The 13,905-nt window shown below is 69.8% G+C and carries 7 protein-coding genes; 4 read left to right on the top strand and 3 right to left on the bottom strand.

Translation table 11 applies throughout. The annotated features are described in order from the left end of the window. Nucleotides 1–48: 48 nt before the first annotated feature. Both parC and HB662_RS21045 read left to right on the top strand, forming a co-directional pair. On the top strand, nucleotides 49–2,319 hold the full coding sequence (parC, locus tag HB662_RS21050; protein WP_168052443.1) for a DNA topoisomerase IV subunit A: 2,271 nt from the start codon (nucleotides 49–51) through the stop codon (nucleotides 2,317–2,319). A 56-nt stretch (nucleotides 2,320–2,375) separates the two neighbouring features. Continuing rightward, nucleotides 2,376–3,533 (top strand): alpha/beta hydrolase, encoded by a 1,158-nt coding sequence (locus HB662_RS21045; RefSeq protein WP_168052441.1) that lies wholly within the window; start codon nucleotides 2,376–2,378, stop codon nucleotides 3,531–3,533. 3 nt (nucleotides 3,534–3,536) lie between these two features. On the opposite strand, the gene HB662_RS21040 is transcribed toward HB662_RS21045, so the two are convergent. The 3 genes from HB662_RS21040 to HB662_RS21030 are packed head-to-tail and all read right to left on the bottom strand — an operon-like array spanning nucleotide 3,537 to nucleotide 7,198. Beyond that, entirely contained in the window at nucleotides 3,537–4,319 is a 783-nt protein-coding gene (locus HB662_RS21040; protein WP_168052439.1) for an arginyltransferase, read from the bottom strand. Between the two features lie 38 nt (nucleotides 4,320–4,357). Beyond that, nucleotides 4,358–4,840 carry an RDD family protein gene (locus HB662_RS21035; protein ID WP_168052437.1) on the bottom strand — a complete coding sequence of 161 codons (483 nt, stop codon included), beginning with the start codon at nucleotides 4,838–4,840 and terminating at the stop codon, nucleotides 4,358–4,360. An 18-nt stretch (nucleotides 4,841–4,858) separates the two neighbouring features. After that, a complete protein-coding gene (locus HB662_RS21030; RefSeq protein WP_168052435.1) occupies nucleotides 4,859–7,198 on the bottom strand; it encodes a penicillin acylase family protein in 2,340 nt (779 codons plus the stop codon). A 189-nt stretch (nucleotides 7,199–7,387) separates the two neighbouring features. On the opposite strand from HB662_RS21030, the gene HB662_RS21025 reads away from it, so the two are divergent. Both HB662_RS21025 and HB662_RS29800 read left to right on the top strand, forming a co-directional pair. After that, the gene (locus tag HB662_RS21025) at nucleotides 7,388–10,630 is read left to right on the top strand and encodes a calcium-binding protein (RefSeq protein WP_168052433.1); all 3,243 of its coding nucleotides are present in this window, start codon (nucleotides 7,388–7,390) and stop codon (nucleotides 10,628–10,630) included. 157 nt (nucleotides 10,631–10,787) lie between these two features. Further along, a complete protein-coding gene (locus HB662_RS29800) occupies nucleotides 10,788–13,862 on the top strand; it encodes a calcium-binding protein (RefSeq protein WP_168052431.1) in 3,075 nt (1,024 codons plus the stop codon). The last annotated feature ends 43 nt before the right edge of the window (nucleotides 13,863–13,905 follow it).

Below are 13,905 nucleotides of genomic sequence, written 5' to 3'. Positions count from 1 at the left end.
GGCTGGGCTAGAAGGCTTCGGACCAGAACGAAGCACGAATACGTACCCATGCCGGATGACATCAAGCTTCCGCCCCCGGGGCATCCCGACAATGGCGGCGACATGCGGGAAACCGGGCTGGCCGCGGCCTTGTCCGAGCGGTACCTGGCCTATGCCCTGTCCACCATCGTCAGCCGGTCGCTGCCGGATGTGCGGGATGGGCTGAAGCCGGTGCACCGGCGGCTGCTCTACGCCATGCACCAGTTGAAGCTGGACCCCGCCGCTGGCTTCAAGAAATGCGCCCGCATCGTCGGCGACGTGATGGGCAAATACCATCCGCATGGCGACAGCAGCATCTATGAGGCGTTGGTCCGCCAGGCGCAGGATTTCGCCGCCCGCTACCCGCTGGTCGAGGGCCAGGGCAATTTCGGCAATATCGACGGCGATAACGCCGCGGCCATGCGCTACACGGAAGCCCGCCTGACCGAGGTTGCCCAGGCACTGCTGGAGGGCATCGAGGAGAATGCGGTCGATTTCCGCGCCACCTACGATGGCGAGGAAAAGGAGCCGCTGGTGCTTGCCGCGGCCTTCCCGAACCTGCTGGCGAACGGCGCGGCCGGCATCGCGGTGGGCATGGCCACCTCCATCCCGCCGCATAATGCCGGGGAGCTGTGCGACGCGGCCCTGGTGCTGATCGAGAACCCCGAGGCCGGCATCGACGAATTGCTGGCGCATGTGAAAGGCCCGGATTTCCCGACCGGCGGGCTGCTGGTGGAATCCCCCGAATCGATGCGGGAGGCCTACGCCACCGGCCGCGGCGGCTTCCGGCTGCGCGCGCAGTGGAATGTGGAGCCGCTGAAGAACGGCACCTGGCAGGTCGTGGTCACCGAGATCCCGTACCAGGTCCAGAAATCCCGCCTGATCGAGCAGATCGCGGCGCTGATGGAGGAGAAGAAGCTCCCGCTGCTCGGTGATGTGCGGGACGAATCGACGGATGTCGTCCGGCTGGTACTGGAGCCGAAGACCCGCGCCATCGATGCGAAGATGCTGATGGAGACGCTGTTCCGCCACACCCAGCTGGAAACCCGCTTCCCGCTCAACATGAACGTGCTGGACGCGGACCGCACGCCCCGCGTGATGGGGCTGCGGGAGGTGCTGCGCTGCTGGCTCGACCACCGGCATGTGGTGCTGGTGCGGCGGTCGGAGCATCGGCTGGCGGCGATCGCGCGGCGGCTGGAGATCCTGGACGGCTACCTCATCGTCTATCTCAACCTGGACGAGGTGATCCGCATCGTGCGGGAGGAGGACAAGCCGAAGGACGCGCTGATGGCCGCCTTCGGCCTGAACGAGACGCAGGCCAACGCCATCCTCGACATGCGCCTGCGCGCACTGCGCAAGCTTGAGGAAATGGAGATCCGCAAGGAGCACACCAAGCTCAGCAAGGAGCAGGCGAAGCTGCGCGGCCTGCTGACCAGCGAGGCGAAGCGCTGGGCCTCCATTGCCGATGAGGTCCGCGCGACGCGGGACAAGTTCGGCCAGGCAACCGCGCTCGGCAAGCGCCGCACGATCCCCGGCACCATCGAGGTCGGCGCCGTGGTGGACGAGACCGCCTTCATCGAGCGCGAGCCGATCACCGTCATCCTGTCCGAAAAGGGCTGGATCCGGGCGCAGAAGGGGCATCTGGGCGCCGATGCGGAGCTGCGCTTCAAGGAAGGCGACAGCCTGAAATATGCGCTGCACGCGGAAACCACGGACCGCATCGTGGTGCTGGCGACCAATGGCAAGGCCTATACGGTGAAGGCGGACGCCATCCCGCGCGGCCGTGGCGACGGCCAGCCGGTGCGGCTGCTGTTGGACCTGTCGAATGGCGATGACGTGGTGACGCTGTTCGTCCACCGGGATGGCCGCCGCTTCCTGGTGGCGGCGACCGACGGCAAGGGCTTCGTGGTGAAGGGCGAGGAGCTGCTGGCGGAGAAGCGTACCGGCAAGCAGGTGCTGGTGGTCGATGCCGCGGTGGAGGCGCTGCTCTGCATACCGATCCAGGGTGAGAACGGGGAGGGTGACAGCGTGGCGACCATCGGCAGCAACAACCGCCTGCTGGTCTTCCCGCTGTCCCAGGTGCCGGAGATGGCGCGCGGCCGTGGCGTGCAGCTCATGCAGCTCAAGGATGGCGCGACGCTGAACGACGCCAAGGTGTTCAGCGCGAAGGAAGGCCTGGCCTGGCGCTATGGCGGCGGGGTGAAGGTGGAGACGGATCTGCGGACCTGGACCGGCCAGCGCGCCGGCGCCGGCCGCATGCCGCCGGATCGCTTCCCGAAATCGCGCAAGTTCGGAGTTTGATGGACAGCGCAACCATTGCGTGATCCGATCCGGCCCCAGCAGGATCGGGGGCGGAGATGCCGAAGCACAAAGCGCCGAAATCCCAGGCCAAGCCGGCGAAGCGGGCCAGCACCACGCTGCACTTCGCCACCAACCGCCCACGCCTGTCGGATGGCTTCGCGCAGGACGCCGACCTGCTGGCCGGCGCGCATCACCCGCTGTTCCTCGGCCGGGCCGAGGTGGGCTGGGTCGGCGACCCGATCGACACGGAGGCGCCGCGCAGCCTGCTCCGCGCCCCGGAAATCATCGGCGACGATGATTTTGCCGACCCGGTCGGCGGCGCCTGCGCCCGGCTGCTGGATGACTGGCTGGTAGGCGCCGCGGCGCGGGGCGCCGTGCCCCTGTTCTACCTCCACGGCTTCTCCAACAGCTTTAGCGACGCACTGCAGCGCGCCGCCCAGATCGAGGAGTTCTACGAGGCGGAGGGCCTGGCCCTGGCGCCGCTTGTGTTCTCCTGGCCTTCCGATGGCCGCGTGCTGGACCCGCGGCTGTTCGCCGCCGATGCCGGGTTGCGGGAGCAGTATCTGGACGACCAGCGGGATGCCACCGCCTCCGCCCCCGCGCTCGCCCGGCTGATCCGCGAGATCTGGCGGGCGCGGGAACGGGCGGCCCAGGGCGTGACCCCGGGTGCGAGCCGGCCCCGCCTGGTGCTGCTGGCGCACAGCATGGGCAACCACGCGCTGGCCTGCGGGATGGAGGCGCTGAACAACGGGCTGCTGACGCGGGAGATGGAGGCGCTGTTCGCGCAGGCCATCCTGGTGGCCGCCGACGTCGCCGCCAATGCGCTGGAGCCGGGCCAGCCGCTGCGCCTGCTGCCGCAGATGGCGGAGAAGGTGACGGTCTGCATCAGCCAGGACTGCACCCTGTCCGTCGCCAGCCAGATCGCCAACGGCAATCGCCGCCTTGGCCATTACGGCCCGACCATGCTCGCCAACCTGCCGCCTGCGGTGGAGGTGGTGGATTGCTTCAGCGGGCTCGACTGGGAGTCGCGGGACCGCATCCTGGCCAAGGGCGGCACCGAATGGGACGTGGTGCAGCACCAATGGTATCGCAACGACCTGAAGGCCCGCGCCGCCCTGGCCGCGCTGCTCGCCGGGAAGAAGCCGCCCTTCAAGGCGCTGGAACTGGCGCAGCAGCTGGATAGCGACCGCAACCGGCACGCGATACTGGCCTGAGGCTCAGCCCGTAACGGTCAGCTTTTCCTGATGGTCGGGGGCCAGCGGCTCGGCATGGTCCTGGTGCTCCGCCAGCACCCGCCAGACACCGCCGGCCAGCGTCTCGCTCGGCCGGAAGCGGGATTTGTAGGACATCTTGGCGCTCTGCGGCACCCAATAGCCGAGATAGACGTAGGGCAGGCCCAGCGCCCGGGCGCGGGCGACCAGCCACAGGATGGTGTAGGTGCCGAGGCTGCGCTTGCCGCTATCGGCCTCGAAGAAGGAATAGACGGCGGACAGGCCATCCGAGAGCCAGTCGGTGAGGCAGGCGCCGACCAGCCGCCCGGTGCTATCGCGAAACTCCACGATACCGGTGGTGATCGGAGTATCCTCGACCATGGCGCGATAATCGTAGAAGCCCATCGCGGCCATGTCGCCATCGCCGTGCCGGGCGCCCTGGTAGCGCTGGAACAGCGCGAACTGCTCCGCCGTCGCCCGCGCCGGCAGCTCCGCCGTGCTCAGATCGGTGTTCTGGCGGAAGATGCGCCGCTGCGTGCGATCCGGCTGGAATTCGCCGGCGACGATGCGGATCGGGATGCAGGCGCGGCAGCCCGGGCAGACAGGGGAATAGGCGATGTTGTGGCTGCGGCGGAATCCGGCGCGCGACAGCCGGTCATGCAGCGGCTCCGCCTCCGCGCCCGACAGCTCGGTGACGATCTTCCGCTCCGTCCGCCCGGCCAGGTAAGGGCAGGGCAACGGCGCGGTGGTATAGAAGAACTGCGGGCGGCGTGCGGGGCGGTGCAACATCTGATTGAGACATAGTCTCGGCGTTCGAGGGCCGCAAATCAACCATCCTCGGCAGCGAGCCCGCGCGATCTCTGCGGCGGAGCCAGCAGCGCGCTACGAACCACCAGCGTGCCGGAGAACAGGTCGTGCAGCGTGCGGTGCCGGCCAGAAAACAGCGGCGCCAGCAGCGGCAGCCCACCCGCGGCCCAGGACAGCGCATAGAGCGTGGTGGAGGTGAAGGCCTGCCCCAGGCTCGGCGCCGTCGCATCCGCATCCGACCGCACCGCGAGGCCCATCACCGCCTGGCCCGGCGTGGCCGAGAGCGGGGAGGCGATGGACAGCGTGCCGTAGAGGATGGGCACGATCAGCGCCCAGGGCAGCAGCAGCAACCCGCCCGCCAGGCCGACGGTGAACACTGCCAGCAGCGCCGTGCCGCCCCAGACCACCCAGGACAGCATCAGCACCAGGGCCGCATCGATCATCCAGGCCGCCAGGCGGCGGCGCAAAACGCCGTCGAACGCGCGAGGGTTGGAGATGGGCACGGTGGCTCTCCGATTCGTTCACGGCGTCAGTCGGATGGAACCTGTCTCATTTTCCGGCCGTCGCCCGAGCCGGACAACGTCACCGGACTGCCAGCGTTCCATGAGGCTCGCGAAATTATCCGATAGGGGATTTCCCGACTGGCCGGTCGCGATGATCGCCAGCGCACCCTCGTCATCTGAGAGGTCCGAAACCATCCGCAGGCCGGCGCCATGCTGGTGCGCGAAGGGGTTTTCCCCGCTGCCGCGCATGCCGCCGCGGGACAGCGTTTCATTGTCGCCGCCGGTTCCAGCCTCCAGCCGCGTCATCCGCCCGAGCAGCGGGACGAAGCGCAGCAGCGGGTGCTCGAAGCGGGCGACATGGGCGGCCCCCCAGCGCCATTCGGCCAGGTCGCCGCCGTACTGGGCTTCCAGATCCGCCACGGCCCGTTCGAGGGCGCGGGCCAGCAGCGGCGTGCAGCCCTCGCTGCCACACCAGGCCTCGGCCCGGCCCGGCTCCAGCAGCAGGCGGGCGAGGAATTCCGGCCCGGCCGCCGTACCCTCCGGCGCGCCACCGGCGGCCAGCGCCATCTGCCGGAACTGGCGCAGCCAGGCATGGTGGATCAGCGGCGGCGGCAGGTCGGCACGCATCTCGCCGTTCCAATCGGCCAGCAGCGCATGGGCGCGGGCGGCCAGGCCCGGCGGCGGCGGCACGGCGCGCAGCACCGGCAGGATCTCCCGCGCCAGCGGAGACACCACATCATTCTGCATGGCGGCGAAGCCGGCGGCGTCGTGCAGCGGGCGGGCGGCGAGCAATTCGCGGATGCGGCGCAGGCGCCAGTCGCCATACCATTCCCGGCCGAGGAACACCGGATGGTCCACCGGGGCCGGGCGGGAATTTGCATTGGCGATCAGGCCCGTTTCCGGGTCCTCGACATGCGCCATGGCATCGAAGGGCACGAATCCGGTCCAGTCGCCGCTGCCATCCCAGCCGCGCGCGGGAAGGCTGCCGTCGCCTCCGGCCCGGATCGGCGTGCGGCCGAGCAGATACTGCGCGATGCGCCCTGCGCTGTCGGCCACCAGCAGGGTCTGCGGCGGGCTGCTGAACAGGGCGCCGGCGGCCCGCGCCTCGGCCACGCTGGTCGCGCGGTTCAGCGCCACCAGGGCGGCCGCGGCGGTGTCGTTCGGCTGCAGATTGGCCATGGCGACGGCGAGCACATGGCCCTCCGGCGTAGCCAGCCCATCGAGGCCCGAGATCACCGGGCCGTGCCGCGTCTCGCGCACCTGCAGGATCTCCGGCTCCTCCTGCCCGCGGATCGCGATGTGTTCCTCACGCAGCGTGAAGGGGCGCGGGCCGTCCGGGGTCAGGTAGGCATCGGGGCCGGCCAGGCGCTCGACGAATACGTCCTGCGTGTCCGAATGGGTGGTGGTGAAGCCCCAGGCCACGGACTGGTTACGGCCGATGACGATGCCAGGCACGCCCGGCGCGGTGGCCCCGGCGCGGAACTGGCCTTCCGGCAGCTCGATCCGCGCCAGGTACCACAGGATCGGCGCGTTGAAGCCGAGATGCGGGTCGTTCGCCAGGATCGGCGCGCCGCTGGCGCTGCGCTGCCCCGCCACCACCCAGGCGTTGGAGGCGGAGGCGGGCAGGGGCGCATCCTCCCCGAATAACGGAATCGCCTGCAGCACGCGGGCCAGATGTGGCGCGCCGGGCAGGCTGGCGAGGTCGGGGCGGCCGGGACTGGCATCCTGCGGCCACAGATCGTCCAGCTTCGCCGGCGGCAGCGCCTCCGCCAGGGCGGCGCGCTCCAGCTCCCGCCGCCAATTGCCCGACAGCCACAGGCCCATCACCTTGCCCCAGAGCAGGGAGTGTTCCGGCCGCCAGGGCTCCGGCTCCCCCAGCACCAGGAATTCCGGGGCGGCGAGGCGGCCGCGCACCAGGAGCAGCGCATTCACTCCCTCCGCATAGGCGGCCAGCATGTCCCGCGTCCCGGCATCCAGCGCCGCCAGGTCGGCCTCCGCCCGCGGCAGCAGGCCGAGGGTGCGGGAGAAGCGGTCGAGCCGCAGCGCGGAGGGGCCGGCGATCTCCGCCAGCCGCCCGGCGGCGCTGCGGCGCATCGCCTCCATCTGGAACATGCGGTCCCGCGCATGGAGGTAGCCGAGCGCGACCGCCGCATCGCGTTCCGTCTCCGCCCGGATGCGGGGGATGCCATGCTCATCAAGGCTGATGGCGACGGGGGCGGAGAGGCTCGGGATCGCCAGCTCCTCCCGCGCATCGGGCAGGGTGGTGAAGACCAGCGCCGCCGCGAAGGCGATGGCGAAGCCGGTGAGGATGAAGGCCAGCAGGATCAGCCGGCCGGAGAGGCGGAGGAGGAGGCGCATGCGGCGCTAGGTGGACCGGATGGGGAAGGAAGGGAAGGTGGGCCGCATCGTCGTGGGACTGGCCGCATCCGCGCCAGGGTTCACGGCTTCGCGCCTGAGTACAACGCGGCTTGCCGCCTGCATGACCAGAGTGCAATCGTCGCACCGCCGATCCGGCAGTTTCGCTTCCCCGTTCAGTGAGTACGCGGCATGGCCAACCCCGTTGAAGGCATCCAGATCTGGACCGGCGGGGAGGCGGATGACGTCCTCGTCGATGGCGTCGCATCGCCGGGCTTCGTCCTCGATATCGTCGCCCCGGGCGAGGGCGTGCATTTCTGGGTCTCGGGCGGGGGTGGTGATGACAGCGTGACCGGCGGGGGCGGGGATGACCGGCTCGTCGGCGAGGATGGCGCGGATGTGCTGCAGGGCGGCGACGGGCAGGACACGCTCGATGGCGGCAGCGGTCTTGACCGGCTCACGGGCGGCGCTGGCGACGACATCCTGTTCGAATACGCCAACGGCGCGCTGGATTCGGCCAGCCTGCTGGAGGGCGGGGATGGCTACGATACGCTGATCCTGACGCATGGCGCCCGGCTGGTAAGTGCCACCGTCACCGGCCTGGAGAGGCTGGAGACCGCGGGCATCGGCACGGTTCAGCTCACCATGGGCAGCGCCGCCTTCGCCGGATTCCAGAGCTTCATGCTCGCGGCCGGCACGGTCTTCCTGGGGACCGGCGGGGCCTACGACTTCTCCGCCAAGACCTATCTGCCGGTGGATGGCGCGACCTACGCGGTGCACTTCCAGGGCGGCAGTGCGGCGGTGCAGGTGACGGGCACGGCCGGCAACGACAGCATCCGGGCCGGGGCGGACGCCAATCTACTGCTGGGCGGCGCCGGGACGGATACGCTTTCCGGCAACGGGACGGTGGATGGCGGCGAGGGCGATGACTTCATCAATGACAATAATTCCATCTCCCGCGATGGCCTGCTGATCGGCGGTGCCGGCGACGACATGATCACCGCCCTCAACGGGCGTGACACGCTGCGCGGCGAGGAGGGAAACGACCGGCTGTCCGCCTCAGGCGGTGGCGATGTGCTGGAGGGTGGCGCGGGGAATGACCGCCTCCTGGTGGGAAGAGGCTCCAATGTGCTCGACGGCGGCGCGGGCAACGACACGCTGATCGGCGCCGGCAGATTCGGTCCGGCCGACACGCTGCGCGGTGGCGATGGCAGTGATTTTCTGATCAATGGCGGCATGCTCCTCGCGGGGGAGGTGCTGGATGGCGGGGAAGGCAACGACGTCCTCGACATGAACCGCGGCACGCTGTTCGGCGCGACGCTGATCGGAATCGAGACGCTGCTGCTGAATGGCGACCTGTCGATCGGGGCTGCGGAATTCGCCACCTTCACAAAGCTCCAGGTGAGCGATGACGGGGGGCCGTTCCTCTCCGGAAGGCCGCGCGTCGTGGCCTACGACCAGGGCGTCTTCGATCTCAGCAGCAAGGTGATCCTGAATGCGCGGGGCGATGTCGCCGCCCTTGGGGTCTATGTCCTCGGCGGCGATGCCTTCGATGATACGGTGCTCGGCGCCGCTGGCGCCGATTCCCTGGTGGGCCTGGGCGGGAATGACGAGCTGGATGGCGGTGGCGGGGCCGACACAATTCGGGGCGATTCCGGCCACGACGTGATCCGGGGCGGCGCCGGCGCTGACGTCGCGGTGTTCAGCCAGGCCCGGAGCCAGTACGGCATCGCCTTCCTGTCCGATGGCCGCGTGCTGGTGAGCAGCGCGATGGAGGGCAATGACCTGCTCTCCGGCATCGAATTCCTGCGCTTCCAGGACCAGACCATCCTGGTGCCCAATTCGGTCGGCAGCTCCGAAGCCGACCATCTGCTTGGGACCGAGGCGGCGGATTTCCTCTCGGCGCTGGCGGGCGACGACACGCTGCTTGGCCAGGCGGGTGACGACTCCCTCTATGGCGGCGTCGGCAATGATCTGTTGCAGGGTGAGGCGGGCAACGACTCCCTCTATGGCGGCGCCGATCGGGATGTCCTGTCCGGCGGCGAAGGCAATGATCTGCTGGCCGGTGCCGCGGGCCATGACAGCCTACTGGGCGGTGCAGGCCAGGATTCGCTCGATGGCGGCGAGGATGGCGACACGCTGCTTGGCCAGGATGGCGACGACCGGCTGTCCGGCCAGTCGGGCCATGACCGCCTGCTGGGCGGTGCCGGCCAGGATTCGCTCGATGGCGGCGAGGATGACGATACGCTGCGCGGCGAGGATGGCGACGACCGGCTGTTTGGCCAGTCGGGGCGCGACATCCTGCTCGGCGGGCTGGGCCGGGACACGCTGTTCGGCGCGGAGGACGCGGACAGCCTGGCGGGCGAGGCGGGCGATGACCGCCTGTCCGGCGGCACCGGCAGCGACACGCTGCTGGGCGGTGCCGGCAATGATTGGATGGCGGGCCAGGAGGACAACGACCTGCTGGACGGGGGCGAGGGGCGGGACAGCCTGTTCGGCCATGACGGCGCCGATACGCTGCGCGGCGCCCAGGACCCCGACACGCTGGTGGGCGGTGCCGGCGCCGACAGCCTTCTCGGCGGTTTCGCTGACGACTGGCTGCTCGGCCAGGAAGACAATGACGTGCTGCTCGGCGATTCCGGAAACGATTCGCTGTTCGGCCAGGAGGGCACCGACACGCTGGATGGCGCCGCTGGCAACGACTTCCTGGTCGGGGGCGATGGCGATGACCGGGTGCTGGGCGATGTTGGGAATGATCTACTGTTCGGCCAGGCCGGGGCCGATACGCTGGAGGGCGGCTCGGGCAACGACACGCTGCGCGGCGGCACCGGCGACGACCTGCTGATCGACCTCTTTGCCCGGAACTGGCTGATGGGCGAGGCGGGCAACGATACCCTCCAGGGGGGGGGCCTGATCGATGGCGGGGATGGCGATGATGCGGTTTCCGGTGGGGGCGGCGGAGACACGCTGCTCGGCGGCCAGGGCCATGACACGCTGGCGGGTGAGAGCGGCGAGGACACGCTGTTGGGGGGCGCGGGCGATGACAGCCTGGACAGTGGTTCGAGCAACGACCTGCTGGCGGGTGGCCTGGGCCAGGACTATCTGCGAAGCGGCCCGGGCGCCGACGGCTTCCTCTTTGGCGCCCCGGGCGAGGGCTCGGACCGGATCGCCGAATTCAACGTGACTGCGGACCGCATCCTGCTGGATGTGGCGGGCTTCGGTTTGGCCGAAGGCCCGATCGGCGCGGCACGATTCGTGGCCAATGCCACCGGGCAGGCCGGCGACGGCAGCGGCAGCCTTGTGGTCTACAACACGGCGACCGGCCAGCTGTTCTGGGTGGCCGATGATGGCGGCGGGCGGGAGGCGCCGGTGGAACTCGCCGTGCTGCTGGGCGCGCCGAAGCTGGGCGCGGAGGATGTCTGGGGCTTCGCCTGAACCCGCTTGGGCAAGGGCGGCGGCACGGGCCGTGCCGCCGCCTGCCATTTCACGAATTCGCGCTTGGGTACAGCGTGGCTTGGCGCATGGATGACCTGGTGCAATCGTCGCGGCGCCGATACGGCAGTTTCGCCTCCCCCTTCAGTGAGCACGCGGCATGGCCAACCCCGGCGACGGAATCCAGATCTGGACGGGCGGGGAGGCGGATGATGTCTTCGTCGACGGCGTCGCATCGCCGGGCCTTGTCCTCGACGCCGTGGTCCCGGTCGAGGGCGTGCAGTTCTGGGTCTCGGGCGGTGGCGGCGCTGACAGCCTGACCGGCGGCGCCGGCAATGACCGGCTGGTCGGGCAGGATGGCGCGGATCTGCTGCAGGGCGGCGATGGCGCGGATACGCTCGATGGCGGCAGCGGCCTCGACCGGCTCGCGGGCGGCGCCGGCGACGATACCCTGTTCGAAGACGCCGATGGCGCGCTGGACTCCGCCAGCCTGCTGGAGGGCGGGGATGGCTTCGATACGCTGGTGCTGATGCATGGGGCGCGGCTGGTCGAGGCCACCGTTACCGGCCTCGAGCGGCTGCAGACCATGGGCGCCGGCACGGTGGAGCTGTCCCTGTCCAGCGCCGTCTTCGCCGGGTTCGAGAGCTTCAGGCTTACGGCCGGCACCGTCTTTCTGGGCATCTCGGGCGCCTACGACTTCTCGGCCAAGAGCTATGTGCCGGTGGATGGCGCGACCTATGCCGTGCGCTTCCGGGCCGGCAGCGAGGCGGTGCAGGTCACGGGCACGGCCGGCAATGACCGCATCCAGGCCGGCACGGGCGACAATCTGGTGATGGGCGGCGCCGGGGCAGATTCGCTGTCAGGGAACGGGACGCTGGATGGCGGCGAGGGGAATGACACCCTCGTGGGCGGCAGCGGGCGCAGCACGCTGCTGGGCGGCGATGGGGATGACACCCTGGCCGGCTCGCTGGGCGAGGATCTGCTGGAGGGCGGCATGGGAAATGATCTGCTGTATGCGAGCGGCGGCGGCAGCATGTTGGATGGTGGCGCGGGGAGCGACACAGTGCAGGGCGGCGGCAATTTCGGCGCGGCCGATACGATGCTGGGCGGCGATGGCAATGACCTGCTGGTCAACCGTGGCTCGCTCTACGCCGGAGAGATCCTGGATGGCGGTGCGGGCCATGACGTGCTCGACATGAATTACGGCTTCCTGCTGGGCGCGACGCTGGTCAGCATCGAGACGCTGCTGCTGAACGGGGACGTGGCGATCGGGGCCGAGGAATTCGCCACCTTCACCCATCTCCAGGTGCGGGTGGACAATGATGACGACTTCTTTTTCGGCCTGCCGCGCGTCGTTGCCTTGAGCGAGGGCGTGTTCGATTTCAGCAGTAAGATCTTCCTGAACAAGTGGGGCGCCGTCGCCAACCATGGCGTCTACTTCCTCGGCGACGAGTCCTTCAACGACACGGCCATCGGCGGCGGGGGTGGGGATTCGCTGGCCGGCCTCGGCGGCAATGACGAGCTGGATGGCGGCGCGGGGGCGGATACGATCATCGGCGGTGCCGGCAATGACGTGATCCGCGGCGGCGCCGGCACCGATGTCGCGGTTTTCAGCCAGGATTGGAGCCAGTACGGCATCGCCTTCCTGCCCGATGGCCGCGCGCTGGTGAGCAACGCGGCGGATGGCAACGACCTGCTCTCCGGCATCGAATATCTGCGTTTCGCGGACCGGACCGTCTCCGTGCCCAATGCGCGTGGCACGCCCGATCCCGATTTCCTGATCGGCACCGAGGGCGCGGATTCGCTCGCGGGGCTGGCGGGCGCAGATACGCTGCAAGGCGAGGACGGCGACGACCGGCTCTATGGCGGCAGCGGCAATGACAGGCTGCTGGGCGGCGCGGGCGCGGATTCCCTCTATGGCGGTGCAGGCATCGACGCGCTGCTCGGCGGCGACGGCAACGACCTGCTGGCCGGCGCCTGGGGCAACGATCTCCTTCTGGGCGGCGCCGGCCAGGATTCGCTCTATGGCGGGGAGGATGCCGACACCCTGTCCGGCGAGGATGGCGACGACCGGCTGTTCGGCCAGGTGGGGCGCGACACCCTGGTGGGCGGGCTGGGCCGGGATACGCTGTTCGGCGGCGAGGACGCGGACAGCCTGGCGGGCGAGGCGGGCGATGATCGCCTGTCCGGCGACAGCGGCAACGACACGCTGCTGGGCGCCGCGGGCAATGACTGGATGGCGGGGCAGGATGGCAATGACCTGCTCAACGGGGCCGAGGACGAGGACAGCCTGTTCGGCCATGACGGCGCCGATACGCTGCTCGGCGGCCGGGGCCACGACACGCTGGTGGGCGGTGCCGGCGCCGACAGCCTGCTCGGCGAGTACGACGACGACTGGCTGCTCGGCCAGGATGGCAATGACGTCCTGCTCGGCGATTCCGGCAATGATTCGCTGTTCGGCCAGGAAGGGGCCGACACGCTGGATGGCGGCTCCGGCCATGACTTCCTGGTCGGCGCCGACGGCAATGACCGGCTGCTGGGCAACGCCGGAAATGATTCGCTGTTCGGCCAGGCGGGGGCCGATACGCTGGAGGGCAGTGCGGGTAACGACACGCTGCGCGGCGGGGCCGGCGATGACCGCCTCTACGACCCCCGCAATTTCAATCTGCTGCTGGGCGAGGAGGGGAATGACACTGTCGAGGGCTCGGGCCTGGTCGATGGCGGCCAGGGCGATGATCTCCTGATCGGCGGGGGGAATGGCGACACGCTGATCGGCGGGCAGGGCCATGATTCGCTTGCCGGGTGGGGCGAAGACGACACGCTGCTGGGCGGCGACGGCGATGACAGCCTCGATGGCGGGTCGAACAACGACCTGCTGGCGGGCGGCCCGGGCCAGGACTATCTGCGGAGCGGCGCCGGCGCCGATGGCTTCTTCTTCTTTCGGCCGAATGAGGGGTCGGACCGGATCGACGAATTCAACGTGAATGCGGACCGCGTCCTGCTGGATGTGGCGGGCTTCGGCCTGGCCGAAGGCCCGATCGGCGCGGCGCGGTTCGTGGCCAGTGCCACCGGGCAGGCCGGCGCCGGCAGCGGCAGCCTGGTGGTCTACAACACGGTGACCGGCCAGTTGTTCTGGGTGGCCGATGATGGCGGCGGGCGGGAGGCGCCGGTGGAACTCGCCGTGCTGCTGGACGCGCCGAAGCTCGGCGCGGAGGATGTCTGGGGCTTCGCCTGAGCCCTGGGGCGAGGGCAGACGGGCCTCCACCGGCAATGGCGCC

Source organism: Falsiroseomonas frigidaquae (assembly GCF_012163145.1).
Lineage (GTDB): Bacteria > Pseudomonadota > Alphaproteobacteria > Acetobacterales > Acetobacteraceae > Falsiroseomonas > Falsiroseomonas frigidaquae.
Note: the sequence above shows the minus strand (reverse complement) of the source record. Positions and strands in the feature narration are given on the sequence as shown.